The following is a 25,845-nucleotide window of genomic DNA, read 5'->3' as shown; positions in this document are numbered from 1 at the left end:
CTGGCCCGGCCCCCGGAAAGACCGGCACGTGTTCTCCAATTCCTATAACAATCTGCCGCCGCTGCCGCACCGCATCTTCCTGCTGCTGACGGTGGTGTGGGCGGGCAGCCTCTGGACCGTCGGCTACATGGTGGCGCCGACGTTGTTTTCGGTGCTGCCCAGCCGCGAGATGGCGGGCATGATCGCCGGGCACCTGTTCCATACTGAAGCTATCGTCGGGGTCACCATCGGCGTGCTGCAGCTGGTGCTGTGCAACGTGATGATCCGGCGCGGCGCCCACCGCTATCGCGGCCTGCGCTGGCTGGTGCTGGGCATGCTGTGCTGCGTGCTGGCGGGCTACTTCGGCACCCAGCCGTTCATGGCGGGCATGAAGGAAAAGGCGCTGGCGCTGGGCGTCGGCGTTTCGGAATCGCCTTACAAGGCGCAGTTCGGCATGCTGCACGGCGTGTCGAGCGCCTTCTACCTGCTGCAAAGCCTGCTGGCGCTGGTGCTGGTGTGGCGCGCTTCGGCGCCACGTTCGGCCGGGGAGTGAGACCGGCCGCCGGCACGGCCACAGGCGTGGCGTGCCGGCATCGGGGGCGCCTGGCGGCGACCCCGTCATGCTTCAGCTGACAGTGCTTAGCCCAGCGCCTTCTTCTTCTGGCTGGTCGGGCGTGCGCGCGAACGCTTCACATTGCCGCCGGCGGTGACGCGCTCGTTGCCAAGCACCGTGACTTCCTTGCGGGTCGGACGGCGGTTCGGCGCAGCGCTGGGCTTCTTGACCGTCACCGTGCGCGGGGCCGCGCCGCCACGGCGGGCGGGGGTGTGGCGGCCCAGGTCTTCGGCCTGGTTTTCCTTCAGGCGCGCTTCGCCCGGACGCCAGACCACCAGCAGCTTGCCGATATGCTGGATCGGCGCGGCGCTGAGCTGGTCGCAGATTTCCTCGTAGATGGCGATGCGCGCGTCGCGATCGTCGCCGAACACGCGGATCTTGATCAGGTCGTGGGCGGCCAGGCTGCGGTCGATCTCGGCCAGTACGGCACGGGTCAGGCCTTCGGCGCCGACCATCACGACCGGGTTCAGGGCATGGGCACGGGAGCGCAGGTCAGAGCGCTGGGCAGGGACTAGTTGTAGAGCGGGCATAGGTTGGCGCTGATTATTAGGCGCTTGAAATAGTGATAGAGCGCTGGGCGCTGGAAATCGGGCGCTGCAGCCCGCGCCGGTCGTGACACGGCGGGTCGGGCAAGGACAGGCTGCCGACGGCCGCCCGGAGGCGGCAAGCCGGCAGCTGATAAGGCGAGCCGGCGGTCGGGATGCGGATTGGCGCGTATTATCCGTCAATCCGGCACTGTCGGGCAGCAAAATCATCAAAACAGTAGGAAAACCTTCGCGGGCGGCATTGACCGGCGGGCGGGGGCAGGGAACAGGCTGGTAACTGGCATGGCAAAAAACAAGTTCAATCATTCGTGGCTGCACGACCACATCAACGATCCGTACGTGAAAATGGCCCAGCGCGAGGGCTATCGCGCCCGCGCGGCCTACAAGCTCAAGGAGATCGACGAGCAGGACAAGCTGATCCGCCCAGGGCAGGTGATCGTCGACCTGGGCGCGGCGCCGGGCAGCTGGAGCCAGTACGCCCGCAACAAGCTGGCGGACTCGCCCCGCGCCAAGGACGGCAGGATCGATGGCGCCGTGGTCGCGATCGACCTGCTGCCGATGGAACCCGTCGCCGACGTCACTTTCATCCAGGGTGACTTCCGCGAGGAATCGGTCTTCCGCGAACTGGAAAGTGTGGTGCTGGACGCCTCCGGCGGTAACAAGATTGACCTTGTTTTGTCCGATATGGCCCCCAATTTGTCCGGTGTAGCCTTCGCCGATGCAGCACGGATCGAGTACCTGTGCGACCTGGCGCTGGAATTTGCGCAGGCCCACCTCAAGCCTGAGGGGGCATTGCTGGTAAAGTGCTTCCACGGGAGCGGCTACAGCCAGATTGTGGAAAAGTTCAAGCGGCATTTCAAAGTGGTTGCGAAACGCAAGCCCAAGGCGTCTCGCGACAAGTCTTCCGAAACCTTCATCCTTGGGCGCTACCTCAAGGCAGTGGATTGACCGGTCTCGATACAAGCCAGGGCGAAAAAAGAAGCGTGGAAAGTGCCCCACCCGGTGCTATCGGCATCATAGTTTCTCTGTTTCCCCCCGAGGGCGGGCGCTGCATTACAATGCAGCTATCCGTTGGCAAGGCAATTGCAAAGGAGTTCGGCCTTGAATAACAACCTGTTTCAAAAGGCGGCAATCTGGCTCGTGATCGCGCTGGTGCTGTTTACCGTCTTCAAGCAGTTCGACAAGCCCCGTGCGCAGGACAGCGTCACCTATTCGCAGTTCATGGATGACGCCAAGAACGGCAAGGTGTCGCGTGTCGACGTGCAGGGCCGCAACCTGGTGGTCTCGCCCAAGGAAGGCGCCAAGTACACCATCATCTCGCCGGGCGACATCTGGATGGTCGGCGACCTGATGAAGTACGGCGTCCAGGTGACCGGCAAGGCGGACGACGAACCCAACGTGCTGGTCCAGGCCCTGTATTACCTCGGGCCGACCCTGCTGATCATTGTGTTCTGGTTCTACATGATGCGTCAGATGCAGGGTGGCGGCAAAGGCGGCGCTTTCTCATTCGGCAAGTCGCGTGCGCGCCTGATCGACGAGAACCAGAACGCCGTCACGTTCCAGGACGTGGCCGGCTGCGACGAGTCCAAGGAAGAAGTGGTCGAGCTGGTCGACTTCCTGAAAGACCCGCAGAAATTCCAGAAGCTGGGCGGCCGCATCCCGCGCGGCGTGCTGCTGGTTGGCCCTCCGGGTACCGGCAAGACGCTGCTGGCGCGTGCCATCGCCGGCGAAGCCAAGGTGCCGTTTTTCAGCATCTCGGGTTCTGACTTCGTGGAAATGTTCGTCGGCGTGGGCGCGGCCCGCGTGCGCGACATGTTCGAGAACGCCAAGAAGCAGGCCCCTTGCATCGTGTTCATCGATGAAATCGACGCGGTCGGCCGCCATCGTGGCGCCGGCATGGGCGGCGGCAACGACGAGCGCGAGCAGACCCTGAACCAGATGCTGGTCGAGATGGATGGCTTCGAGGCCAACTCGGGCGTGATTGTGATTGCCGCGACCAACCGTGCCGACGTGCTGGACAAGGCGCTGCTGCGTCCGGGCCGTTTCGACCGCCAGGTCTACGTGGGCCTGCCGGACATCCGCGGCCGCGAGCAGATCCTGAAGGTCCATATGCGCAAGGTGCCGATCGGCAACGATGTCGACGCCTCGATCATCGCGCGCGGCACCCCGGGCTTCTCGGGCGCGGACCTGGCCAACCTGGTCAACGAAGCTGCACTGTTTGCCGCCCGCCGGAGCAAGCGCGTGGTCGACATGCAGGACTTCGAGGATGCCAAGGACAAGATCTACATGGGTCCGGAGCGCAAGTCGACGGTCATGCGCGAAGAAGAGCGCCGGGCCACGGCTTACCACGAGTCCGGCCATGCGGTGGTGGCCAAGCTGCTGCCCAAGGCCGACCCGGTGCACAAGGTCACCATCATGCCGCGCGGCTGGGCGCTGGGCGTGACCTGGCAGCTGCCGGAGCATGACAAGTATTCGAAGTACAAGGACAGCATGCTGGAAGAGGTCGCCATTCTCTTCGGCGGCCGCGCGGCGGAAGAGGTCTTCCTCAACGCCATGAGCACCGGCGCTTCCAACGACTTCGAGCGCGCCACCAAGATCGCCCGCGATATGGTGACCCGCTTCGGCATGAGCGATTCGCTCGGCGCCATGGTCTACGTGGATACCGAGCAGGATGGCATGTTCGGCAAGCTGTCGTCGAAGACCGTGTCGGAAGCCACGCAGCAGAAGGTCGACGCCGAGATCCGCCGCATCATCGACGAGCAATATGCGTTGGCCAAGCGCCTGCTCGAAGAGAACCGCGATAAGGTCGAAGCCATGACCAACGCGCTGATGGAATGGGAAACCATTGATGCCGACCAGGTCAACGACATCATGGCCGGCAAGCCGCCGCGTCCGCCGCGCAGTGCGTCGGGCCAGAACGGCGGCGGCAGCACGCCTCCGGGCGGCTCGCCGGTGGCGCCGACCAACGCGCCCGCCACGGCCTGATCCTGGCTCGTCCACTGACGACGCCGTAGTGATGGCTGTGTAGTGCCTGTCCCTGAAGCCGGTGCCTGGTGCACCGGCTTTTCCTTTTGCGCGGCATCCGTCGCGTCCGGATGGATTCAAGCATTCCTACCTTGCAGCAGACTTCTCAGACCCGGTATTTCCAGTGCGGCCGTTTTCGCTTTGCCCTGGACCAGCGCCCGCTGGTGATGGGCATCCTCAACGTCACGCCCGATTCCTTCTCCGATGGCGGCCAGCACGCCAGCCGGGACGCGGCGCTGCGCCATGCCGGGCAGATGATCACCGAGGGCGTGGACATCATCGACATCGGCGGGGAATCCAGCCGGCCCGGTTCGGCGGCGCTGCCGCTGGAAGACGAACTGGCGCGCGTGATCCCGGTGGTGGAAGCGCTGCGCGACTGCGGCAAGCCGCTGTCGGTCGATACCTACAAGCCCGAGGTCATGCGCGCCGCACTTGCGGCCGGAGCCGATCTCATCAACGATATCTGGGGTTTCCGCATGCCGGGCGCGGTCGAGGCCGTGGCGGCAGGGCAGGCGGGCCTGTGCGTGATGCATATGCAGCGCGATCCGCAGACCATGCAGGAAGACCCGCACTACGATGACGTGGTCGCCGAGGTGGCCGGGTTCCTTGCCGAGCGCATTGCCGTGCTGCGCGCTGCCGGTATCGACGATGCGCGCATATCCCTCGATCCGGGGTTTGGCTTCGGCAAGACACCCGATCATAATCTGCGCCTGCTCGGCCAACTGCCGCGGCTGGCGCTGGAGGGCCTGCCGGTGCTGGCGGGCATTTCGCGCAAGTCCACGCTGGGCGCGGTCCTCGGTGGCCGGCCGCCGCAGCAGCGTGTTGCGGCCAGCATTGCCGCCGCGGTGTGTGCGCTGGAGCGCGGAGCATTTATCGTGCGCGTGCATGATGTGGAACAGACGGTGGATGCCGTGAAGACCTGGTGGGCGGTGCGCAACGAGTCCGTTGGCGCGGCCTGAACCAGCCGCGGCCACTGCAGACAGAACAACGATCAGAGTACAGAAAGGGAATCAGCGCATGACACGCAAGTATTTCGGGACAGATGGCGTGCGGGGCAGGGTCGGCGAGGCGCCGATCACGCCGGACTTCGTGATGCGCCTGGGCCATGCGGCCGGCAAGGTGCTGGCCCACGGCGCCAAGACCGGGCAAGGCAAGCCGACCGTGCTGATCGGCAAGGACACGCGCATTTCCGGCTATATGCTGGAAGCGGCGCTGGAAGCCGGCTTTACCTCGGCCGGCGTGCACGTGCTGCTGACCGGCCCGCTGCCGACGCCGGGCATCGCCTACCTGACGCGGGCGCTGCGGCTGTCCGCCGGCGTGGTGATCTCGGCCAGCCACAATCCCTACTACGACAACGGCATCAAGTTCTTTTCGGCCGACGGCGACAAGCTGCCCGATGAGGTCGAGGCGGAGATCGAGGCTGCCATTGAAGAGCCGATGGTGTGCGCGCCATCCGATGACCTGGGCCGCGCACGCCGCATCAACGACGCCCCCGGCCGCTATATCGAGTTCTGCAAGAGCACCTTTCCGCACGAGCAGGACCTGTACGGCCTGAAGCTGGTGGTCGACTGCGCCCATGGCGCGGCCTACCACATCGCGCCGCACGTGTTCCATGAGCTGGGCGCCGACGTGGTTTCGATCGGCAACCAGCCGGACGGCCGCAATATCAACGACGGCTACGGCGCCACCGCGCCGGGCAAGCTGATTGAGGCAGTCAAGGCCCATGGCGCCGACCTGGGCCTGGCCTTTGACGGCGACGCCGACCGCTTGCAGGTAGTGGATGCCGACGGCCGTCTCTACAACGGCGACGAACTGCTGTATCTGATCGTGCGCGACCGCCAGGCCGCCGGCCAGGTGGTGCCGGGTGCCGTGGGCACGCTGATGACCAATATGGCGGTGGAGCTGGCGCTCAAGCGCCAGGGCGTGGAATTCGTGCGCGCCAAGGTGGGCGACCGCTATGTGCTGGAAGAGTTGAACAAGCGCAGCTGGACCCTGGGCGGCGAGGGCTCCGGCCACCTGCTGTGCCTGGACCGCCACAGCACCGGCGACGGGATCGTGTCGGCGCTGCAGGTGCTGGCCGCGCTGCGCCGCAGCGGCAAGACGTTGGCGCAGTTGCTCGAGGGCGTAAGGCTGTTCCCGCAGACGCTGATCAATGTGCGCGTGCAGAAGGGCTTCGACTGGCAGTCGCATGCCGGCCTGCAGGCCGCGCGCGCGGCGGTCGAGCCTGAGCTGGAGGGCCGCGGCCGGGTGCTGATCCGTGCCTCCGGCACCGAACCTGTAGTGCGCGTGATGGTCGAGGCCGAGCAGGCCGAAATGGCCGAGCGCGCGGCCAGGCGGCTGGCGGATGCTTTGGGCGCCTGATACGCCGCACCCTGACCAGGAACGCCGGGTTAGTCCCGGCGTTTTTTTTACACGATAACGCAATTAACCGCCGTCATATTGCGCCGGCATGACAGCCGGATGGCAGCGGCGATCCCTTGCTGGAGGCCGGTTCCAAGAAGATTTAAAGATGTCACGGAATTGTCATATAGGGAGCATAGAGTTCGTCTTGTCAAAAATTTGTCATTCCCAACCAATGTTCTCTGGAGGACATATGAAGCTGGTCAAGACTGCCGTGGCAGGCATCGTTTCGATGGTGGTGGCGGGTACTGCGTTCGCGGCGGAAATTACCGGTGCAGGCGCTTCTTTCCCGGCGCCCGTGTATTCCAAGTGGGCCGACGCATACCAAAAAGCAACGGGTAACAAGGTCAACTATCAATCCATCGGCTCGTCGGGCGGGATCAAGCAGATCGGCGCCAAGACGGTCGATTTCGGTGCTTCGGACGCGCCGCTGAAGGACGAGGACCTGGCCAAGCAGGGCCTGGTCCAGTTCCCGACCGTGATCGGCGGCGTGGTGCCGGTGATCAACCTGCAGGGCGTGAAGCCGGGCGAACTGACCATCACGGGCGAAGTGCTGGCCAACATCTACCTGGGCAAGATCAAGAAGTGGGATGACCCCGCGATCAAGGCGCTGAATCCGCAGGCCAAGCTGCCGAGCCAGGACATCCTGCCGGTGCGCCGCGCCGACGGTTCGGGCACGACCTTCATCTTCACCAACTACCTGTCCAAGGTCAGCCCGGACTGGAAGAGCGCGGTGGGCGAAGGCACCACGGTCAACTGGCCGGGCGGCGGCACCGGCGGCAAGGGCAACGAGGGCGTGGCCGCCTTCGTGCAGCGCCTGAACGGCGCGATCGGCTATGTCGAGTACGCCTATGCCAAGCAGAACAAGATGACCCACCTGAACATGAAGAACGCGTCGGGTGCCGTGGTCAAGCCGGGTGACGACGCCTTCAAGGCCGCCGCCGCCGGTGCGGACTGGAGCAAGACCTACTACCAGATCCTGACCAACCAGGCGGGCAAGGAAGCCTGGCCGATCGCCGGCGCCACCTTCATCCTGGTCCACAAGAACCAGGAAAAGGCCGCGCAGGGTGCCGAAGTGCTGAAGTTCTTCGACTGGGCCTACAAGAGCGGCGCCAACATGGCCGCCGACCTGGACTACGTGCCGCTGCCGGAAAACGTTGTGAACCAGATCCGTTCGACCTGGAAGACCAGCGTCAAGGACGCCTCGGGCAAGGCGCTGTACTGATCCTGACGGCATCGCCGGCCCCGCGTGAGTGCGGGGCCGGTGGCCGGGCTGCCCGAAACTGGTCCGGACACCGGGCTCCCGCCCAGGCGGGAGCGGCGATCCACCCTGAATTCCCGACATGGCGACTACCCCCTCCGAGATCCGCAACGTCCAGCCCCCGAGCCGCATGGGCGACATCCTGTTCGGCGGCCTGACGCGGGGCGCCGCGATCGTGACGCTGCTGCTGCTGGGCGGCATCATCGTCTCGCTCGCAATCAGTGCCTGGCCGTCGATCCAGACTTTCGGCGCGCGCTTCCTGTGGACCGCGGAGTGGGATCCTCCCGCCGATGTCTATGGCGCGCTGGTGCCCATCTACGGCACCATCGTGACCTCGCTGATCGCGCTGATCATCGCGGTGCCGGTGAGCTTCGGCATCGCGCTGTTCCTGACCGAGCTGTCGCCGGCCTGGCTGCGCCGCCCGCTGGGCACCGCCATCGAACTGCTGGCCGCAGTGCCGTCGATTGTCTACGGCATGTGGGGCCTGCTCGTGTTCGCGCCGATCTTCGGCGAGTATTTCCAGAAGCCCCTGGCCGCCACGGTGGGCCAGCTGCCGGTGATCGGCAAGCTGTTCCAGGGCGCGCCGCTGGGCATCGGCCTGCTGTGCGCGGGCGTGATCCTGGCGATCATGATCATCCCGTACATCGCTTCGGTGATGCGCGACGTGTTTGAAGTCACCCCGGTGCTGCTCAAGGAATCCGCCTACGGCGTGGGCTGCACCACCTGGGAAGTGATGTGGAACGTGGTGTTGCCCTACACCCGCGCCGGTGTTATCGGCGGCGTGATGCTCGGACTGGGCCGCGCGCTGGGCGAGACCATGGCCGTCACCTTCGTGATCGGCAACACCAACCTGCTGGACAGCGCCTCGCTGTTCTCGCCGGGCAACAGCATCACCTCGGCGCTGGCCAACGAGTTCGCCGAAGCCGGCGCCGGCCTGCACACCGCCGCGCTGATGGAACTGGGCCTGATCCTGTTCTTCATTACCTTTGTGGTGCTGGCGCTGTCCAAGCTGCTGCTGCTGCGACTGGCAAAGAATGAGGGAACCAAATGAGCGCGAGTCAAGCCGTGTCTACCGTATCGATCCCGGCGGTCCGCCCCGACGCGGATGCCATCCGCACCCGGCTGCAGGCGCGCCGCCGGCGCACCAACCTGTACGCACTGACCGCCTCGCTGGCGGCGATGGGCTTCGGCCTGTTCTGGCTGGCGTGGATCCTGTGGACCACCATCACGCTGGGCGTGGGCGGCCTGTCGCTGGACCTGTTCACGCAGATGACGCCGGCGCCCAACACCGCTGGCGGCGGCCTGGCCAACGCCATCTTCGGCAGCTTCGTGATGGTCGGCATGGCCACGCTGTTTGGCACTCCGCTGGGCATCCTGGCCGGCATCTACCTGGCCGAGTACGGCAAGAGCTCGCCGCTGGCCAGCTTTATCCGCTTTATCAACGACATCCTGCTGTCGGCGCCGTCGATCGTGATCGGCCTCTTTGTCTACGCGCTGGTGGTGACCCGCATGGGCCACTTCTCGGGCTGGGCCGGGATCTGCGCGCTGGCGCTGCTGCAGGTGCCGATCGTGGTGCGCACCACCGAGAACATGCTGAACCTGGTGCCCAACGCGCTGCGCGAGGCTGCCTTCGCACTCGGCACGCCCAAGTGGAAGATGGTGCTGTCGATCACGGTGAAGTCATCCTACGCCGGGATTGTGACCGGGGTGTTGCTGGCGGTGGCCCGTATCGCCGGCGAGACCGCGCCGCTGCTGTTCACCGCGCTGTCCAACCAGTTCTGGACCAGCGACCTGAACAAGCCGATGGCCAACCTGCCAGTGACGATCTTCCGCTTTGCCATGAGCCCGTTCACCGAATGGCAGCAACTGGCCTGGGCGGGTGTGTTCCTGATTACGCTCGGTGTGCTGGCCCTGAATATCCTGGCGCGCATCCTGTTCAAGAAATAAGCGGCGCGGCCGGTAATCCGTCCCGCCCCAAAGACTGCAAGCGAGAAACGCAATGACCTCCACCGTCATCGACATTCCCGATTCGGTACGCGCCAAGATCGACGTGCGCAACCTGAACTTCTACTACAGCCAGTTCCATGCGCTGAAAGACATCAACATGTCGATCCCGGAACGCAAGGTCACGGCCTTTATCGGGCCGTCGGGCTGCGGCAAGTCGACGCTGCTGCGCACCTTCAACAAGATGTATGCGCTGTATCCCGAACAGCGCGCCGAGGGTGAGATCAACATGGACGGCGACAACCTGCTGACCGCCCGCCAGGACATCGCGCTCCTGCGCGCCAAGGTCGGCATGGTGTTCCAGAAGCCGACGCCGTTCCCGATGTCGATCTACGACAACATCGCCTTCGGCGTGCGCCTGTTCGAGAAGCTGTCGCGCTCGGAGATGGACGACCGCGTGGAATGGGCGCTGACCAAGGCGGCGCTGTGGAACGAGGCCAAGGACAAGCTGCACCAGTCCGGCTACGGCCTGTCCGGCGGCCAGCAGCAGCGCCTGTGCATCGCACGCGGCATTGCCATCCGCCCGGAAGTGTTGCTGCTGGACGAGCCGTGCTCGGCGCTGGACCCGATCTCCACCGGCCGCATCGAAGAGCTGATCGCGGAACTGAAGGACGAGTACACGGTCGTGATCGTCACTCACAACATGCAGCAGGCGGCGCGCTGCTCGGACTACACCGCCTACATGTACCTGGGCGAGCTGATCGAGTTCGGCGAGACCGAGAAGATCTTCATCAAGCCGCACCGCAAGGAAACGGAAGACTACATTACCGGCCGCTTCGGTTGATTCGGCCGATCGTCACCGCAAGGCGTAGCATACAAAGAGCGGCCAGGAGAATCCCATGCCAGACAAGCACCTGTCGACCCAGTTCGACGCCGACCTCAACGCGATCAACACCAAGCTGCTGCAGATGGGCGGCCTGGTCGAGTCGCAGATCGAGCTCGCCATGCGCGCGCTGGCCGACTTCGACGGCGAGACCGCCGACCAGGTCATCGCCCGGGAGATCCAGCTCAACGCGCTGGAAGTCGAGATCGATGCCGACTGCGGCAACATCATCGCCCGGCGCCAGCCGACCGCGCGCGACCTGCGCCTGGTGATGGCCATCTCCAAGACCATCACCAACCTGGAGCGCGCCGGCGACGAAGCCGAGAAGATCGCCAAGCGCACCAAGCACATCATGGAAGACGCGTCAGCGCACAGCATCAACTACGCCGAGGTCAAGCTCTCGGGCGAGATGGCGATCTCGCTGCTGCGCCAGGCGCTGGATGCCTTCGCGCGCCTGGACACCGTGGCGGCGGCGCGCATCGTCAAGGACGACAAGGCCATTGACGAGGAATTCCGCGGCTTCGTGCGCAAGCTGATCACGTACATGATGGAAGACCCGCGTACGATCTCGGTCGCGCTGGATTTCCTGTTTATCGCCAAGGCGGTGGAGCGCATCGGCGATCACGCCAAGAACATCGCGGAATTTATCATTTACATTGTCAAGGGGACGGACGTCCGCCATGTCTCGCGCGAGGACATGGAGCGCGAAGCGCTGAGCTGAACTCAGCCGCCCACGGAGAACAATACACATGCCAAGCAGTATTCTCGTTGTCGAAGACGAACCGGCGATCGCCGAGCTGATCGCCGTGAACCTGCAGCACGCGGGGCACTATCCGATCCGGGCCTACAACGCCGAGCAGGCGCTGTCGCTGATGAGCGACGTGCTGCCCGACCTGGTGCTGCTCGACTGGATGCTCCCGGGCAAGTCGGGCGCAAACTTCGCCAAGGAGTTGCGAGCCAACGACCGCACCCGCCAGATCCCCATCATCATGCTGACCGCCCGCGGCGAGGAGCAGGACAAGGTGATGGGGCTTGAGGCCGGCGCCGACGACTACGTCACCAAGCCGTTCTCGCCCAAGGAACTGCTGGCGCGGATCAAGGCCGTGCTGCGCCGCCGTGCGCCGCAGCTGACCGACGACGTGGTGGCCATCAACGGCCTGCGCCTGGACCCGGCCACGCACCGCGTCACCGGCCAGGACGACAGCGGTGCGATCAAGCTGGACCTGGGTCCGACCGAGTTCCGCCTGCTGCACTTCCTGATGACGCATCCGGAACGCGTGCACAGCCGCTCGCAACTGCTCGACCAGGTCTGGGGCGACCATGTCTTTGTCGAGGAACGCACCGTCGACGTCCATATCAAGCGCCTGCGCGCCGCGCTCACCCCCGGCGGCTACAGCAATATGATCGAAACCGTGCGCGGCAGCGGCTACCGCCTGGCGCGCACGCCCGGCGCCTGACGCGCCGGACATGGCAGGGCGGCTTGACGTGCCGCCCTGCCAGCATGGCCCACGCTGCTGGCAGGGCGCGGCGAATTCGTGGCACACTCCGTCGCAACCCTGCAGCCTTCCCTGGCTGCGAGCCTGAACCCTGCGCATGAATGTCATCTGGGCCCGTTCCGTGGCCATCCTGATCAGCCTGCTGGTGCTGTCCGCCGGTGTTTACCTGGCCGTGGGCCCGGTGCCGGCGCTGGCGCTGGCATGCGTATCGCTGCTCGGGCTGCTGTTCTACTACCTGTACCAGATCAACCGCCTGTGGAAGGTGCTGGATGCGCCGGTCTACGGCGAGATCCCCAGTGCACTCGGACTTTGGGGCGAGGTGTATTACCGGCTGCACCGGCTGGTCAAGCGCTGGCGCACCCAGGTGCTGCAGGTCGAGCAGCAGCACACGCGCTTTATCCAGGCCATCCAGGCTTCGCCCAACGGCGTGCTGATGCTGGACGACGCCGACCAGATCGAGTGGTGCAACGACGTGGCCGAGCAGCATTTCGGCCTGAACGCGCGGCGCGACGTGCGCCAGCGCATTACCCACCTGATCCGCCGCCCCGAGTTCGTCCACTACCTGACCCGGCAGCGCTTCGATGACCCGCTGGTGATGCGCGACATGGGCGAACACAAGCACAGCGTGATCGCGGTGCAGATCCTGCCCTATGGCGACAACCGCAAGCTGGTGATCACGCAGGACATCACCAAGCTCGAAAACACCGAGGCGATGCGGCGCGACTTCGTTGCCAACGTGTCGCACGAACTGAAGACGCCGCTGACGGTGCTGACCGGCTTCCTGGAGACCGTGCGCGACCTGCCGGTATCGGAGGACGACCGGCGCCGCTACATCGACATGATGCTGTCGCAGTCGGTGCGCATGCAGAGCATCGTCGAAGACCTGCTGGCGCTGGCCAAGCTGGAAAGCGATGCGCAGCCGCCCGGCAATGACATCGTGCCGATGCGTGCCATGGTGGCGCACCTGACCCACGACGCCGAGGCGCTGTCGCAGGGACGGCACCAGGTCTCGGCCGATATCGACCCGACCGTGGGGGTGCGCGGCGCGGACACCGAACTGCTGTCGGCGCTGGGCAACCTGGTGTCGAATGCGGTGCGCTACACGCCGGATGGCGGGCGCATCACCATGCGCCTGGCCTGGGAAGACGGCCATGCCGTGTTCTCGGTGGCCGATACCGGCCTGGGCATTGCGCCCGAGCATATTCCCCGGCTGACCGAGCGCTTCTACCGCGTGGACCGCAGCCGCTCGCGCGACACCGGCGGCACCGGGCTGGGGCTGGCCATTGTCAAGCACGTGCTGTCACGCCACCATGCGGACCTGCGCGTGACCAGCGAGGAGGGCCGGGGCAGCGTGTTCCGCGTGATCTTTCCGCTTGAGCGCAGCCTGCGTTCGGCCGGGGAGGGCGCGGACACGCCGGCGCCAGGCGCCGGTCCGACCGCGCCGCCGCAGTCGCCGGACACCTCGCGGCGCGCCGCCTGACCCGTAAAGGAAAACCCCGCCGCGGCGGGGTTTTGCATGCCATGCCTCAGGGAAGCATGCGTAGAAGTCTGCGCGACAGCAGTGTCCGCATGTCGCGGCGCGTGTCGCAAACGATGTGGATGTAGATAACTTCGTCCCTGAGTTCGTAGATGATGCGGTTCATGCCTGAGATAACCTGGCGGTACTGCTGCAGCCCCAAGTCCGCAAGCTCTTCCGGGATGGACCCGCTTCGTGGCAGGGTTTGAATGCTGCGAACCGAGTCCCTGATCGCCCGGAGGGTTTCCTGCCAGGTCGGCATGCCAAAGCGCTTCATGACGTAGCGGCGAAGGTCTTTCAGATCTTCTTCGGCTCCTGCCAGGAACACGGCCCTCACGCGCGGTCTTCCTTGTCCAGGTCGGCAAAGACATCATCGGCATCGCGGAAGCGGCTCTGCTCGATGTCACGGCTGCCCATCGCGAGCAGCTTCAGGAGTGCCAGGGTTTCTTCCTGCTGTTCGTATGCACGAACATCCATGACCACCAGCTTCGCCTCGCCGTTCTGGGTAATCAGCATGGGCTCGCCAGACTCGGAGATGTCTTTGACGATCTCCGCTGCGTGGCTCTTCAGATAGCTGATGGGTTTGACCTGGGTCGAGAGCTTCACGGCGGGACTCCTGTGCAATGCATAAGAGGACTAAATATAGTCCAAATATGGTCTTCTCGGCAAATCAAGCTCGCCAGGAGACTATAGAGCCGCTCAGGGCATCCCCCCAAACATCACCAGCATGTCGTTCTGGCTCACATGCGGACGCTTCGAGCGCGTCTGCTTGCGCGCATAGTTGCCGTCCGGCTGCATGATCCACGCCGAGGCGTTGTCGCGCAGGTGCACCTGCAGGCTTTCCTTGATGACGCGTGCCTTCAGCGCCTTGTCCAGTACCGGGAAGGCGACTTCCACGCGGCGGAACAGGTTGCGGTCCATCCAGTCGGCGCTGGACAGGTACAGCACCTCTTCGCCGCCGGCGTGGAAGTAGTAGACCCGGTGGTGTTCCAGGAAGCGGCCGATGATCGAGCGCACCGAGATGTTCTCGGACATGCCCGGCACGCCCGGCATCAGCGCGCACACGCCGCGCACGATCAGGTCGATCTTCACTCCCGCGCGCGAGGCCTTGTACAGTTCGTCGATGATCGACGCTTCCAGCAGCGCGTTCATCTTGGCGATGATGCGCGCGGGCTTGCCGGCGCGCGCGTTGCGGGCCTCGGCGCGGATATGGTCGACCAGGTTGCTCTGCATGGTGAAGGGTGACTGCCACAGGTGGTTCAGCCGGATGGTGCCGGCGGTGCCGGTCAGCAGCTGGAACACGTGGTGCACGTCTTCGCAGATCTCTTCGTTGGCCGTCAGCAGGCCGAAGTCGGTGTAGAGGCGGGCGGTGCGCGGATGGTAGTTGCCGGTGCCGAGGTGGGCGTAGCGCCGCAGCTTGACCTGCTTGGCCTTGGGGCCGCTGGGCTCGCGCCGCACGATCAGCAGCATCTTGGCGTGGCACTTGTGGCCGACCACGCCGTAGATCACGTGTGCGCCCGCGGATTCCAGGCGCTCGGCCCAGTTGATGTTGGTTTCCTCGTCAAAGCGCGCCAGCAGCTCCACCACCACCGTCACTTCCTTGCCGTTGCGCGCGGCGGTCATCAGCGCTTCCATGACCAGCGACTCATTGCCGGTGCGATAGACCGTCTGCTTGATCGCGACCACGTTGGGGTCGGCCGCGGCCAGCTGCAGCAGGTCGAGTACGGAACTGAAGCTCTCGTACGGGTGGTGCAGCAGCACGTCCTGCTGGCGCATCACGTCGAACATCGACGCGCCGGCGGAGAAGACCTTGACTGGGGCGGGCACATACGGCGGGAACTTCAGCGCGGGCCGGTCCACCATGTCGGGGATCTGCATCAGCCGCACCAGGTTCACCGGACCGGAAACGCGATACAGGTCCTGCTCGGCGAGGCCCGATTCCAGCAGCAGCCGGCGCGCCAGCGGTGCCGGCGTGTCCGACGAGATTTCCAGGCGCACCGTGTCGCCGAAATGGCGCGTGGGCAGCTCGCCCTGCAGCGCCTCGCGCAGGTCGGTGATCTCGTCTTCCGAGACGAACAGGTCGGAGTTGCGCGTGACGCGGAACTGGTAGCAGCCGTGCACCGCAATCGCAGGGAACAGCTCATGCACGAAGCCCTGCATGAAGGAAGACAGCATCACGAAGCCGTACGGGTAGCCCGACAGCTTCTCCGGCATCTTCACCACGCGCGGCAGCGCGCGCGGCGCCTGCACGATGGCCAGGTCGGCATCGCGGCCGAAGGCGTCCTTGCCGGACAATTCCACCACGAAGTTCAGGCTCTTGTTGAGCACGCGGGGAAAGGGGTGGGCGGGATCCAGTGCAATCGGGGTCAGCACCGGCCCCAGCTCGCGCTGGAAGAATTCGCGCGCCCATTCGCGCTGGGCGTCGGTCCAGGTGGTGGTCAGGTGGAAAAAGACACCCTCTTTTTCAAGTAGTGGAAAAATGGTGTTCTGCAGCATGTCATACTGCGAAGCCACAAGCCGTTGCGTGCGTTCGGTGACAAGCTGGTAGGTCTGCTGGAATGACAGGCCGTCCGGCGTCAGTCCCGAAGCGTTGTCACGCATCTGTTCCTTCAGGCCCGCCATGCGGATTTCAAAGAACTCGTCCAGGTTGCTGGATACGATGCAGATGAATTTCAGCCGCTCCAGCAGCGGGATTTTCGGGTCCGCGGCTTGCGCCAGCACGCGGGCATTGAATTCCAGGATGCCCAGTTCGCGGTTGAGCAGCGTACTGGACGGAGTCGTCGACATGAGCATGACCTTCTTTTGGTAATGTGGCGACTTTTTCATAAAATCGTGTCACTTTTGTGACAGTTTGATTTTGTCATGATGCAGACATGACAAGGACATATTTTTTCCGGGCGCGAACGCCGGCAGGCCCAGGCACCAGAGTGCACCTGCCGCGCCACGCAACGCCAAAGCGAACCAGCCCTCCTAGCACACGATGAACAACACCCCACGCCTGCTGGCTGCCGTCGACATGGGTTCGAACAGCTTCCGCCTGATGATTGGGCGGGTGGACGAGACCCCCACCGCCAACGGCCCGGCCAGCCAGATCTTCCAGGTCGACGCGCTGCGCGAGCCGGTCCGCCTGGCCGCCGGCCTGACTCCCGACAAATACCTGGACCAGCCCGCGCGGCGCCGCGGCATCGATGCGCTGCGGCGCTTCGGCGACCGGCTGCGCGAGTTCGCGCCCAACCAGGTGCGCGCCGTCGCCACCAATACACTGCGCGTGGCCAAGAACGCGTCCGAGTTCCTGATCGAGGCCGAAAGCGCGCTGGGCTTCCCGATCGAAGTGATCGCCGGGCGCGAGGAAGCGCGGCTGATCTACCTCGGGGCCTCGCACGACGCCCCGGCCTGCCAGGGCAACCGCCTGGTGGTCGATATCGGCGGCGGCTCGACCGAGTTCATCATCGGCAACGGCTACCAGTCCAAGCTGATGGAGAGCCTGTATATCGGCTGCGTATCGCACAGCCGCCAGTTCTTCCCCAGCGGCAACGTCGATGAATACGCGATGAAGCAGGCCGAGCTGGCCGCGCGCCGCGAGATCCAGGTGCTGGTGCGCCAGTACCGTGCCGCGGGCTGGGAGCAGGCGGTCGGCTCGTCGGGCACGGCGCGCGCGCTGGCCGAACTGATCGAACTCAATGGCATGAACGACAGCACCGCCGAGCACGGTATCACGCGCGAAGGGCTGGAGCGCCTCAAGCGCGCGCTGATCAAGGCCGAGAACACCAACCGCGTCAAGCTGACCGGCCTCAAGGCAGACCGCATCCCGGTGCTGCCGGGCGGCTTGTCGATCATGCTGGGCGTGTTTGCCGAGCTCGATATCGAGCGCATGGATGTCACCGACGGCGCGCTGCGGCTGGGCGTGCTGTACGACCTGCTCGGACGCAGCCACCATGAGGACATGCGCACCGTCACGGTGGACCAGTTCATGCGCCGCTACGGCGTGGACCGGGCCCAGTCCAGCCGCGTGCGCCGCGCCGCGCAGACGCTGTTGTCACAGTTCCCGGAGCCGGCCAACGAACGGCGCGAGGACAACCTGGCGCTGCTGGGCTGGGCCGCCAGCCTGCATGAGATCGGCATGACGATCTCGCACAGCGGCTACCACAAGCATTCGGCCTATATCGCCACCCATGCCGACATGCCGGGCTTTTCCAAGACCGACCAGGCGCGGCTGGCAACGCTGTTGCTGGGCCATGCGGGCAAGCTCGGCAAGCTGTCGGGCAGCGGCAGGTTCGTCGACTGGCGCATGCTGTTCAGCCTGCGCCTGGCCTTTGTGCTGTGCCGCCGCCGCTCGGACGTGGCCTTGCCCGATATCCGCGTGAGCCAGCTGGCCGAAGTGCTGGACGAAGGCTTCACCGTTCGCTTGCCGCAGGCGTGGATCGAGGCCAATCCGCTGATCGAATACAGCCTGGCGCAGGAGGCTGATGAATGGCAGCGGATTGGCAAGCGCTACAAGGTCATCTACGACTGAGCGCAGGGGGGAAGGGCGGCCGCCAGGGCGGCGGTCGCTGACAGGCGCCTGGCGCCGCTCAGGCGCCGTTGTTCAGGCCGAGGAAGTGGCGGGCGTAGCGCGGGTTCATGTCGTTCACGCGCAGCAGCGTCAGGAAGTCCGCCACGTTGAAGTCCGGATCCCAGGCCGGCTGGCCGCAGATCTTCGCGCCCAGGCGCAGGTAGCCCTTGATCAGCGCGGGCGGCTCGACGTCCAGCTGCTGGTTCAGGTCCTCGACCGGCAGCGGCACGCGCGGGAAGGCGTGGTATTCGATCGGCGCCAGCGAGCGCTCGCTGAACAGCCGGTGCAGGCTGGCCGCGTAGTGGCCGCCGTCGTTCATCGGCACGCTGGCGCAGCCCAGCATGGATTCGATGCCCCAGCGCTGCAGGTACTCGCCCAGGCCGCCCCACAGCGCCATGATGACGCTGCCCGAACGGTAGTCGCGGTGCACACAGGAGCGGCCCAGTTCCAGCATCTTGGGGCGCAGGTGGGCCAGGCGCACCAGGTCGAATTCCGATTCCGCGTACAGGCAGCCCAGGCGCTTGGCCTGGTGCGGCGGCAGCACGCGGTAGGTGCCCACCACGCGCAGCGTGGCCATGTCGCGCACGATCAGGTGGTCGCAGTAGGCATCGAACATGTCGATGTCCAGCTCCGGCACCGAAGAGGTCAGGCGCGCGCCCATTTCCTCGGCAAAGACCTTGTAGCGCAGGCGCTGGGCTTCGACTACTTCGTCCTGGTGGCGCGCCCACGCCACGCTGAGAACAGGCGATTCATGTGCCGGTGTATCTGATTGGCGATGAAGACGGCTCCGCGCCGTCTGGCCACCAAGGCCATTGGGCAGAGAGTCGAAAAGCGGCTGGGTGGGCGTCGGCAGATCTCGCATCAGTATGTCCTTTTGGTGACGAAACTGTTGCGATGCAATGTAGTGAGGGCGGGTGACAGTGCCGTGACCCGGGGATGACGGTTCCGTGACGTCCCCTGCCAACGCCGCCGGTTGGGCGATTTCGGGCGACGGGTCAGGGTGTGAGTTGCGATCCTCGCCAGCAATGTGGCGATCGGCCGGGCCATTCATGGGGAATCTCCGTGACACCTGCTATTGGCACCGAAAGAGGCGCCAAGGCCACTCTAGTAACGGGAGATTCCGCCCGCCATCAGCTATTTCTGATTTTGACGGGACAGGATGGGCCAGGTGCCGTCAGGCGGCACCTGGCATGCCGGAGGCAGGGCTCAGAGGAATTCGGGGTTGATGACGGCGCGCAGCACGGTCTGCGCCTCGCTTTCGCGGGTGCGGCCGGTCAGCCACCAGATGCCGCTCTTGCGCACGCTCCAGTTCATCTCCGAGCCGGCCAGCAGCAGGCTGGCGACGCGGCCGATCCAGGGCTGGTGCCCGACCACCACCACGTGCTCGGGGCGTTCCGGCCACTCGACGGCGGCAAGCACCGCGCTGACGTCGGCGCCGGGCGCAAGGGCGTCAACGACCTCCGCCTCGGCAGTCAGCGCGGCCGCCGTTTCACGGGTGCGCAGCGCGGGGCTGCACAGCACGCGGGTGTCGGCCGGCAGATGCGCGCGCAGCCATTTGGCGGATACCTCCGCCTGCTTGCGGCCGCGGCGTGTCAGCGGGCGCTGCAGGTCGGCATGGCGGCTCAGGCTGAGCGCGTCGGGGAGGTCTTCGGCTTCGGCGTGGCGCCACAGGATCAGGTTCATGTCGGGCAGGGCAATGAGCGTGCTTCGAGTATGGTGAAGCGGCCTGACCGGTGCAAGCGCCAACTGGCCCGCGCCGGTGGCGCAGGCCAGGCTGCACGCGGCGCGTAAACGGAAGCGGGCTGCCTGTCGGGCAGCCCGCAAGTGTGTCCGGGCGCGGTGTCAGCGGCGTGACAGCGCGTCGGCGCACAACGGCCGCGGCGCGGGCGACAGCCGCGAATGCGGTATCGCCGGGGCCGTGCAGAAACTCAGGACTTGTGGCGGAAGTTGATGCGTCCCTTGGTCAGGTCATAGGGCGACATTTCCAGGGTGACACGGTCGCCGGCCAGGATGCGGATGCGGTGCTTCTGCATCTTGCCCGAAGCGTATGCCCAGATTTCGACGCCGTTTTCCAGCGTGACACGATAGCGGTTGTCAGGCAGGGCTTCCGACACCACGCCGCCAAATTCAATGAGTTCTTCCTTAGCCAATCTGTCTTCCTTTTCGACAGCCCATGAAGGCTGCATGGTTGCGATTTCAAAAATCCTGTTCGGCTCGCCCGGCGCGGCGCGGAACCGCGGCACGTTTCGCCGGTTGCGGCGAAGCGAGCCTTGGGTTGTTCGGGGCAAGCTCACGCGGACTACGGCGCGCGGCGCCTGATGCTCGGTCCTGTCAGCGGTATCGCCCAACGGGCGCGGATGGCTTGGGCGACGGCCTGGCCGCTGACGGCCGGGGAGGCCGTGTGCTTTGCGGAGCAGGCGGGCAGGTTGTACCCGGTGGTTCGCCAGTTTGGTGTCGTCGCGGAAGGCCCGCGCCGGCGGCTGCTGTTCGCTCGCGAGAGCGCGCTGGTGAGAACGCCCGGTTACAGGGATGCACGGACACCCCGGGGGCTACTTTGACATTGTATCACGTACGCAGTTGCAGCATGGCCGGCACGTTGTGGCGGATGGCGGGCCGCGACGGTTGCAACGCGCCGGGCAAGTCGGCAATTGACATGCCTTAAAAGGCGCTTATTGTGGTCTGGCCGGCTTGGTATTTGCCCCATATGAGCTAGAACTAACTCGTACGGCCTTGCCGGGCCGGATCTCGCAAGGAGACTGCCATGGAACTACATCTGGAATCGCACCGCTACGTTCGCTGCCGGCCGGACTGGCGGGCCGCCGTGGTAGCGGGGCTGATTGCCGGCGCGGTCTACATGGTGCTGGAACTGCTGACGGCGCGCTTTCTGCTGTACCAGGGCGCCTGGGGCACTGTGAAGATGGTCGCGGCCATCATCCTTGGGCGTGAAGCCTTGTCTGCCGATGCCTTCAACTGGACAGTCGTGCTTTCGGCGGGGACGGTGCACTTCGCGCTGTCGATCATCCTGGCGGCGGTGCTGGCGATAATCCTGTCGTCATTCCGCTTCGATTCCAGCCTGTGGCTGGCCTCGGTGGTCGGGATCGTGTTTGGCGTGGTGGTCTACCTGGTCAATTTCTATCTGCTGGGGACCTACTTCAACTGGTTCGACGAGGCCCGCGGCTGGGAGAGCCTGTTCGCCCACGCGCTCTTCGGGCTGGTGGCGGCCGACGTCTACTGCAATCTCGAGCGACGCCGTGGCGAGGCGGAACAGCAGCCTGCCTGAACCAGGAGGTGGAGATGAGGGAGGACCGGTAGCAGCCGGCATCCTCCCGGCCGGCGCTTTCAGCTAGCCCATCTGGTTGATATGACCTCTAACGCGCTCGCACTAACCTAGGATCAGAGCGGCCGCCGCCAACCATGCCCGCGGACGGCTACACCGGAGTACCGAGCTCATGCGGGTCGCAATCGTCAGTACCGAAACCACTGGGCTCACGCCAGCGGACGAGCCCGTCAGCATCGGCCTGCTGCTTGTCGAAGTGGCGCCGCGGGCTGGCACGCTGTTGCGGGAGATCACTGACTATTACGGTTCGCAGGAGCCCACCGTGCCGATCAGCGAAGCTGCCACCGGCACGCACGGGTTGACCGCGGAGATGCTGCGCGGGCGGCGCTTTGACGTCGATGCCATCCGCGCCATCGTTGACGACGCGGATGTGCTGGTCGCCCACGGCGCCGAATTCAACGCGCGGATGCTGGGCAAAGTGCTTCCCGACATCCAGCAGAAGCGCTGGCGCTGCTCGGTGCGCCAGGTCCACTGGTCCCAGTACTTCCACGCCCCTAACCACAAGCTCGATACGCTGTGCGAGCACCTGCGCATCTTCCGGCCCCGCCCGCAGGTTGCGCTGGATGATTGTCTGGCGCTGTCCAAGCTGCTGTTCCAGCACATGGGTGCAGCCGACCAAGCCACGCCCATGGGCTTCCTGCTGGCCGAGTCGGACTTCGTGCCGCGTGTTGCGATCAGCCTGCCTGCGCCACCCGCGCCGCCGCCGTCACCTGCGATCCCGGCCGACGCCGGCCAGTCATGGATGCCAAAGGTTGAGACCAGCCATGCTGGCCCAGGCCGGGGGCTGGTCATCGTCGCAGTGATGCTGATGCTGTTCGCGGGGGCGCTGATCTGGCCGGACTTGCTGCGGTGGTGAGAACAGATATCGCCTGTCCGGCTATTGGACGCCGGTTGGCAGAAAAGAAAAACGGCCTGGATCTTTCGATCCAAGCCGTTGTTTCCATTACATATTTCTGGTCGGAGCGATAGGATTCGAACCTACGACCCTCTGATCCCAAATCAGATGCGCTACCAGGCTGCGCTACGCTCCGAAGCCGGCGATTGTAGCCGGGCTCAGGGCTTGCGGTCAATCTAATGTGATGATGCCCGCTCTGGCGCACTCGGCCTTGCCGGCCTGCTCCCCCTTCTGGCGGGGGCGCTTTGGCTTGACTTGGGTTTGCGCGCTGGGATAATCCGCACACTGCACCAGTCCGACCGGCGTGCTTTTGGGAACGCCCGGTTTGCCTATTTCCTTCCGGGCTGACCTGATCACCACAACAAGAACGGCGCTCCCGCCCGCGGCGGGCGCCTCGGCGTGCTTGCGTCTGCCGGCTGGCGGCGCCATGCGTCCTGAAACCGGGTATGCGGCATTGATAACAACGGTCCGACACAGGGCCGGTAAAGAGCAGGTAACGGCGGCGCCATGCGGAGCACCGCTTGTCGCCTTGGACGGGAATGAAGATGTTTCAGTCGCACATAGTTGTGCTCATCGCAGGGTTGTTTGCCCTGCAGATGGCTGTGGTTTGCGTGGTGTTGCGCCGCTCGGCGGGCATGGATCGCAGCGGCCTGACGTCGTGGGCGCTGGGGAGCGTACTGGCCGCAATGGCCGCGGCCCTGGCGGCGGTGCAGGAACTGCGCCCGCTGTGGCTGGTGCTGGAATCGAGCGACCTGGCGCTGCTGGCGGCGCTCTCGGTCATGGCCGTGGGCGCGCGGCATTTCGCGGGCCGGCCTGGCCGCGCCGCGCCGTTGCTGGCGCTGAACCTGGCAGCCGCAGCGGTGGTGGCCTGGCACGACCTGGCGCCGCAGTATCTTGCCGTGCCGGCGCTGATGCCGGAGATGGCACCGCTGCTGACGATGTGCCATATCGCACTGCTGCTGGACCTGGCCCGCAGCGCCGTGCCGTCGGTGCCGGCCACGCGCGGCACCGGCCGGCTGGCGGCGTTGTCGCTGGTATTGATCGTCATCGCCGCGGCAGCCATCAACGCATGGACCGTGGCGCTGCCGCTGGCGGCTGTCGTGCAGGGCGGCGCCTGGCCGCGGCCGATGCCGTGGGACGGCGAGCTCGCCATGCTCAACGTGTTTGCACTGGTGGGCGTGTCGGTCAGTTTTGCGCTGATGGCGCACGACCGGCTGCGCCGCATGCTGGAGCGGCGCGCGCGCCATGACGACCTGACCGATGTGCTGCTGCGCGGCGCCTTCTGGGAGGAGCTGGAGGCCGCCTGCCTGCGCGCCGAGCGGCAGCGCAAGCCCCTGACGGTGGCCTTTATCGACCTCGATCACTTCAAGGCGATCAACGATGTCTACGGCCACCTGGCGGGCGACAGCGTGCTGCGGCATTTCGCCGGGCAGCTGCGCAAGACTTTCAGCCAGCTCGAGGTGGCGGGGCGCCTGGGCGGCGAGGAATTTGCCATCCTGATGCCGGATACGGCGCTGGAGCAGGGCCGGCTGGCCTGCCTGCAGCTAGCCACGGCGGTGCGCGCCACGCCGTGCCCGTCCGAGCCCGACCCGATCGCCTATACGGTCAGCATCGGCCTGGCGGCGCGGCAGCCGGGCGAAGGCGCCGATGCGCTGATGCGCCGCGCCGACCGTGCGTTGTACGACGCCAAGCTGAAAGGGCGCAACTGCGTGTCCCTGCATCCGGCAGGCACCGAGGCGGGCACCGATGGCGGCGCTGTCAATGGCCACTACATCACGCGCGCACAGCCGCGTGCCGCGTCCTGACCTGCGCCGCTTGTCACTGCGCTGCGGTGCTGCGGTAGAATGCACGCCTTCGCGTCCTTAGCTCAGTTGGATAGAGCACTCGCCTTCTAAGCGAGCGGTCAGAGGTTCGAGTCCTCTAGGACGCGCCATTGCTTGCTGGGCGATGTCCCTCCCGTCCGCTCACCTGAGCGGCCGCACGACTTGCTTTTGGCGCGCGTCGGTATGGCAAGTACATCGGGAATCTCAGGCGTCACACCCCAGTCGGGTGGATCGAATTTGCGCCCCGGATGGCGTTCAGGCTCACGCCGTCGCGCGCCCGCGCGGTCCGGTTTCACGCAGGAATAGCGCAAGGACGATTGCAAGCACGATGCCGCCGAGCAGCCATATGCTTGCTGCGCGGAACACCGCCAGGTCCATTGCGCCGCCATTTGCGATGTGGGCGAGCACCTTGCCATATGCGGGCGTGAGCAAAGCGCTGAATGTGAACACGAGGAAGTTGATCGCTCCGGTGGCGCTGCCTTTCACGTCGTCTGAATTGACTTCCTTGATTACCGTATAGGGCAACATGGCCGCGCCCGAGCCAATGCCAAGCAGCAGGCCGAGCACATAAGGCGGCATCACGCCGGGCGGCAGATAGAAGATGCCGGCACCGGACACAAGCATCAGCAGCGCGCCGGCGATCAGCACCGGCTTGCGCCGGCCCAGATGGTCGGAAACGTACCCGAGCAGCGGGCAGCCGATCACCCAGCCGAGCGGCACCATGCTCGCGCGGTTGACGGCCTCGGCATAGCTGACGTGGAGACCGTTGTGCAGGTACGCTATCCCCCAGATCATGTCGCCGATCGTGGTCGGCAAGAACAGCAGGCCGGCGCAGAAACCGCAAAGATACGACTGCGGGTTGGACAGCACCTCTTTGTACGGCGCGAACATCTTCAGCCACGAGCCCTGGCTTGCGGGGCTGTCGTCATGGCCTGCCGGCGTCGCGATAAACACCAGTACGGCAATCACAAAGATTGCGAGGCCAGACAGCCACCAGAACTGCTGCCACGTGATGAGGCCGTGAATCAGCCGGCCGACGGCGAACTGGCCAGCGAACCCGCCCAGCATGCCGAAGCATTGCGTGAAGCCGACCGCTGTCGCGAGAAAGCGTGGGGGAAAGCCATGGGTGGCGAGATACACGGCCCCGATAAATGCGCACGCCGAGCCCGCGCCTTGCAACAGGCGGCCGATCTCCGCCGTCACCACGGTGCCCAGGCCGAACAGTGCCGCCCCGACGGCGACGAGAACGATGCCGGCTGGAATGACAGCCTTGCCGCCGAACCGGTCGAGCGCCGCGCCGACGACGATCGAAAACACTGAATAGCTGTAGTAGTACAGGCCGACGAGCGCGCTCACACCCACCACATCGCGGGCGAATGCCGCGCTCAGCTCGGGCATCATTACGCCCGGCGCGGAACGCAGCGCATACTGCATGAAGTAGAACACCACGCAAAATATCCACGCGATCACAAAACCCATGTGTAGGGTCTCGCGTTCTGATGGCGGATTTGCAGTAGTGCTCGCGACATTGCTGGACATGATTCGATCTCCCTTAGATGACGTTGGCCCGTACGCAC

The 25,845-nt window shown here is 65.3% G+C and carries 24 protein-coding genes and 2 tRNA genes; 17 read left to right on the top strand and 9 right to left on the bottom strand.

The features are described 5' to 3' along the window. Window positions 1-28: 28 nt before the first annotated feature. Window positions 29-532: a DUF4149 domain-containing protein gene (locus ACW4E8_RS33160; protein WP_456808375.1), complete on the top strand. Its 504-nt coding sequence runs from the start codon at window positions 29-31 to the stop codon at window positions 530-532. An 86-nt stretch (window positions 533-618) separates the two neighbouring features. On the opposite strand, the gene ACW4E8_RS33155 is transcribed toward ACW4E8_RS33160, so the two are convergent. Beyond that, on the bottom strand, window positions 619-1,122 hold the full coding sequence (locus tag ACW4E8_RS33155; RefSeq protein ID WP_010814317.1) for a YhbY family RNA-binding protein: 504 nt from the start codon (window positions 1,120-1,122) through the stop codon (window positions 619-621). 297 nt (window positions 1,123-1,419) lie between these two features. Here ACW4E8_RS33155 and ACW4E8_RS33150 point away from each other — a divergent pair, with 297 nt between their 5' ends. The 11 genes from ACW4E8_RS33150 (at window position 1,420) to phoR (ending at window position 13,625) form a co-directional block, all read left to right on the top strand. Then, window positions 1,420-2,085, top strand: coding sequence for an RlmE family RNA methyltransferase (locus tag ACW4E8_RS33150; RefSeq protein ID WP_010814316.1), 666 nt, complete (start codon window positions 1,420-1,422; stop codon window positions 2,083-2,085). Window positions 2,086-2,238: 153 nt separating this feature from the next. Next, entirely contained in the window at window positions 2,239-4,122 is a 1,884-nt protein-coding gene (gene ftsH, locus ACW4E8_RS33145; protein ID WP_022535821.1) for an ATP-dependent zinc metalloprotease FtsH, read from the top strand. A gap of 110 nt (window positions 4,123-4,232) precedes the next feature. After that, the gene (folP, locus tag ACW4E8_RS33140; protein ID WP_456808374.1) at window positions 4,233-5,120 is read left to right on the top strand and encodes a dihydropteroate synthase; all 888 of its coding nucleotides are present in this window, start codon (window positions 4,233-4,235) and stop codon (window positions 5,118-5,120) included. A gap of 58 nt (window positions 5,121-5,178) precedes the next feature. Next, complete coding sequence (gene glmM, locus ACW4E8_RS33135; protein WP_456808373.1) at window positions 5,179-6,522, top strand: phosphoglucosamine mutase; 1,344 nt, start codon at window positions 5,179-5,181, stop codon at window positions 6,520-6,522. Between the two features lie 232 nt (window positions 6,523-6,754). Next, on the top strand, window positions 6,755-7,786 hold the full coding sequence (gene pstS / locus ACW4E8_RS33130) for a phosphate ABC transporter substrate-binding protein PstS (RefSeq protein ID WP_456808372.1): 1,032 nt from the start codon (window positions 6,755-6,757) through the stop codon (window positions 7,784-7,786). 118 nt (window positions 7,787-7,904) lie between these two features. Beyond that, window positions 7,905-8,873, top strand: a complete 969-nt coding sequence (pstC, locus tag ACW4E8_RS33125) for a phosphate ABC transporter permease PstC (RefSeq protein ID WP_026200425.1) — start codon at window positions 7,905-7,907, stop codon at window positions 8,871-8,873. Further along, window positions 8,870-9,769 (top strand): phosphate ABC transporter permease PstA, encoded by a 900-nt coding sequence (pstA, locus tag ACW4E8_RS33120; protein WP_456808371.1) that lies wholly within the window; start codon window positions 8,870-8,872, stop codon window positions 9,767-9,769. Before pstC ends, pstA begins: the two co-directional genes overlap by 4 nt. A gap of 52 nt (window positions 9,770-9,821) precedes the next feature. After that, on the top strand, window positions 9,822-10,610 hold the full coding sequence (gene pstB / locus ACW4E8_RS33115; RefSeq protein WP_456808370.1) for a phosphate ABC transporter ATP-binding protein PstB: 789 nt from the start codon (window positions 9,822-9,824) through the stop codon (window positions 10,608-10,610). A 55-nt stretch (window positions 10,611-10,665) separates the two neighbouring features. Further along, window positions 10,666-11,370, top strand: coding sequence for a phosphate signaling complex protein PhoU (gene phoU, locus ACW4E8_RS33110; RefSeq protein ID WP_018309301.1), 705 nt, complete (start codon window positions 10,666-10,668; stop codon window positions 11,368-11,370). Window positions 11,371-11,398: 28 nt separating this feature from the next. Further along, window positions 11,399-12,106, top strand: coding sequence for a phosphate regulon transcriptional regulator PhoB (gene phoB, locus ACW4E8_RS33105; protein WP_018309300.1), 708 nt, complete (start codon window positions 11,399-11,401; stop codon window positions 12,104-12,106). A gap of 136 nt (window positions 12,107-12,242) precedes the next feature. Next, window positions 12,243-13,625: a phosphate regulon sensor histidine kinase PhoR gene (phoR, locus tag ACW4E8_RS33100; protein ID WP_456808369.1), complete on the top strand. Its 1,383-nt coding sequence runs from the start codon at window positions 12,243-12,245 to the stop codon at window positions 13,623-13,625. Between the two features lie 46 nt (window positions 13,626-13,671). Here the strand turns inward: phoR and ACW4E8_RS33095 are convergent, their stop codons facing one another. The 3 genes from ACW4E8_RS33095 to ppk1 all read right to left on the bottom strand — a co-directional run bounded on the left by ACW4E8_RS33095 (window position 13,672) and on the right by ppk1 (window position 16,487). Beyond that, on the bottom strand, window positions 13,672-13,998 hold the full coding sequence (locus tag ACW4E8_RS33095; RefSeq protein ID WP_456808368.1) for a type II toxin-antitoxin system RelE/ParE family toxin: 327 nt from the start codon (window positions 13,996-13,998) through the stop codon (window positions 13,672-13,674). After that, window positions 13,995-14,267: a type II toxin-antitoxin system Phd/YefM family antitoxin gene (locus tag ACW4E8_RS33090; RefSeq protein ID WP_456808367.1), complete on the bottom strand. Its 273-nt coding sequence runs from the start codon at window positions 14,265-14,267 to the stop codon at window positions 13,995-13,997. The genes ACW4E8_RS33095 and ACW4E8_RS33090 overlap by 4 nt, the downstream gene beginning before the upstream one ends. 93 nt (window positions 14,268-14,360) lie before the next feature. Continuing rightward, the gene (ppk1, locus tag ACW4E8_RS33085) at window positions 14,361-16,487 is read right to left on the bottom strand and encodes a polyphosphate kinase 1 (protein WP_456808366.1); all 2,127 of its coding nucleotides are present in this window, start codon (window positions 16,485-16,487) and stop codon (window positions 14,361-14,363) included. Window positions 16,488-16,641: 154 nt separating this feature from the next. Between ppk1 and ppx the strand changes: the two genes are divergently transcribed. After that, window positions 16,642-18,174, top strand: coding sequence for an exopolyphosphatase (ppx, locus tag ACW4E8_RS33080; protein ID WP_456808365.1), 1,533 nt, complete (start codon window positions 16,642-16,644; stop codon window positions 18,172-18,174). Window positions 18,175-18,232: 58 nt separating this feature from the next. On the opposite strand, the gene ACW4E8_RS33075 is transcribed toward ppx, so the two are convergent. The 3 genes from ACW4E8_RS33075 to infA all read right to left on the bottom strand — a co-directional run bounded on the left by ACW4E8_RS33075 (window position 18,233) and on the right by infA (window position 20,363). Further along, the gene (locus tag ACW4E8_RS33075; protein ID WP_456808364.1) at window positions 18,233-19,075 is read right to left on the bottom strand and encodes a GNAT family N-acetyltransferase; all 843 of its coding nucleotides are present in this window, start codon (window positions 19,073-19,075) and stop codon (window positions 18,233-18,235) included. Window positions 19,076-19,419: 344 nt separating this feature from the next. Continuing rightward, window positions 19,420-19,896, bottom strand: coding sequence for a SixA phosphatase family protein (locus ACW4E8_RS33070; protein WP_456808363.1), 477 nt, complete (start codon window positions 19,894-19,896; stop codon window positions 19,420-19,422). Window positions 19,897-20,141: 245 nt separating this feature from the next. After that, window positions 20,142-20,363, bottom strand: coding sequence for a translation initiation factor IF-1 (infA, locus tag ACW4E8_RS33065; protein ID WP_008641674.1), 222 nt, complete (start codon window positions 20,361-20,363; stop codon window positions 20,142-20,144). 611 nt (window positions 20,364-20,974) lie between these two features. Between infA and ACW4E8_RS33060 the strand changes: the two genes are divergently transcribed. Further along, a complete protein-coding gene (locus tag ACW4E8_RS33060) occupies window positions 20,975-21,493 on the top strand; it encodes a hypothetical protein (RefSeq protein WP_456808362.1) in 519 nt (172 codons plus the stop codon). Window positions 21,494-21,662: 169 nt separating this feature from the next. Then, a complete protein-coding gene (locus tag ACW4E8_RS33055) occupies window positions 21,663-22,406 on the top strand; it encodes an exonuclease domain-containing protein (RefSeq protein ID WP_456808361.1) in 744 nt (247 codons plus the stop codon). Window positions 22,407-22,504: 98 nt separating this feature from the next. Here ACW4E8_RS33055 and ACW4E8_RS33050 read toward each other — a convergent pair. Then, window positions 22,505-22,581 (bottom strand) — tRNA-Pro (locus ACW4E8_RS33050). A gap of 409 nt (window positions 22,582-22,990) precedes the next feature. Between ACW4E8_RS33050 and ACW4E8_RS33045 the strand changes: the two genes are divergently transcribed. Together ACW4E8_RS33045 and ACW4E8_RS33040 are read left to right on the top strand one after the other, a co-directional pair. Next, window positions 22,991-24,250, top strand: a complete 1,260-nt coding sequence (locus ACW4E8_RS33045) for a GGDEF domain-containing protein (protein WP_456808360.1) — start codon at window positions 22,991-22,993, stop codon at window positions 24,248-24,250. A 51-nt stretch (window positions 24,251-24,301) separates the two neighbouring features. Further along, window positions 24,302-24,378: transfer RNA gene (locus tag ACW4E8_RS33040), tRNA-Arg, on the top strand. Between the two features lie 151 nt (window positions 24,379-24,529). Here the strand turns inward: ACW4E8_RS33040 and ACW4E8_RS33035 are convergent. Beyond that, a complete protein-coding gene (locus ACW4E8_RS33035) occupies window positions 24,530-25,807 on the bottom strand; it encodes an MFS transporter (protein WP_456808359.1) in 1,278 nt (425 codons plus the stop codon). Between the last annotated feature and the right edge of the window lie 38 nt (window positions 25,808-25,845).

The sequence above is a fragment of the Cupriavidus sp. CP313 genome (assembly GCF_054072015.1).
Note: the sequence above shows the minus strand (reverse complement) of the source record. Positions and strands in the feature narration are given on the sequence as shown.

Excerpts from the sequence above, each read along its gene's own strand:
- ACW4E8_RS33155 (WP_010814317.1), bottom strand. The coding sequence starts at position 1,122 with ATGCCCGCTCTACAACTAGTCCCTGCCCAGCGCTCTGACCTGCGCTCC.
- ACW4E8_RS33150 (WP_010814316.1), top strand. The coding sequence starts at position 1,420 with ATGGCAAAAAACAAGTTCAATCATTCGTGGCTGCACGACCACATCAAC.
- folP (WP_456808374.1), top strand. The coding sequence starts at position 4,233 with ATGGATTCAAGCATTCCTACCTTGCAGCAGACTTCTCAGACCCGGTAT.
- glmM (WP_456808373.1), top strand. The coding sequence starts at position 5,179 with ATGACACGCAAGTATTTCGGGACAGATGGCGTGCGGGGCAGGGTCGGC.
- pstS (WP_456808372.1), top strand. The coding sequence starts at position 6,755 with ATGAAGCTGGTCAAGACTGCCGTGGCAGGCATCGTTTCGATGGTGGTG.
- pstC (WP_026200425.1), top strand. The coding sequence starts at position 7,905 with ATGGCGACTACCCCCTCCGAGATCCGCAACGTCCAGCCCCCGAGCCGC.
- pstA (WP_456808371.1), top strand. The coding sequence starts at position 8,870 with ATGAGCGCGAGTCAAGCCGTGTCTACCGTATCGATCCCGGCGGTCCGC.
- pstB (WP_456808370.1), top strand. The coding sequence starts at position 9,822 with ATGACCTCCACCGTCATCGACATTCCCGATTCGGTACGCGCCAAGATC.
- phoU (WP_018309301.1), top strand. The coding sequence starts at position 10,666 with ATGCCAGACAAGCACCTGTCGACCCAGTTCGACGCCGACCTCAACGCG.
- phoB (WP_018309300.1), top strand. The coding sequence starts at position 11,399 with ATGCCAAGCAGTATTCTCGTTGTCGAAGACGAACCGGCGATCGCCGAG.
- phoR (WP_456808369.1), top strand. The coding sequence starts at position 12,243 with ATGAATGTCATCTGGGCCCGTTCCGTGGCCATCCTGATCAGCCTGCTG.
- ppk1 (WP_456808366.1), bottom strand. The coding sequence starts at position 16,487 with ATGAAAAAGTCGCCACATTACCAAAAGAAGGTCATGCTCATGTCGACG.
- ppx (WP_456808365.1), top strand. The coding sequence starts at position 16,642 with ATGAACAACACCCCACGCCTGCTGGCTGCCGTCGACATGGGTTCGAAC.
- ACW4E8_RS33075 (WP_456808364.1), bottom strand. The coding sequence starts at position 19,075 with ATGCGAGATCTGCCGACGCCCACCCAGCCGCTTTTCGACTCTCTGCCC.
- ACW4E8_RS33070 (WP_456808363.1), bottom strand. The coding sequence starts at position 19,896 with ATGAACCTGATCCTGTGGCGCCACGCCGAAGCCGAAGACCTCCCCGAC.
- ACW4E8_RS33060 (WP_456808362.1), top strand. The coding sequence starts at position 20,975 with ATGGAACTACATCTGGAATCGCACCGCTACGTTCGCTGCCGGCCGGAC.
- ACW4E8_RS33055 (WP_456808361.1), top strand. The coding sequence starts at position 21,663 with ATGCGGGTCGCAATCGTCAGTACCGAAACCACTGGGCTCACGCCAGCG.
- ACW4E8_RS33045 (WP_456808360.1), top strand. The coding sequence starts at position 22,991 with ATGTTTCAGTCGCACATAGTTGTGCTCATCGCAGGGTTGTTTGCCCTG.
- ACW4E8_RS33035 (WP_456808359.1), bottom strand. The coding sequence starts at position 25,807 with ATGTCCAGCAATGTCGCGAGCACTACTGCAAATCCGCCATCAGAACGC.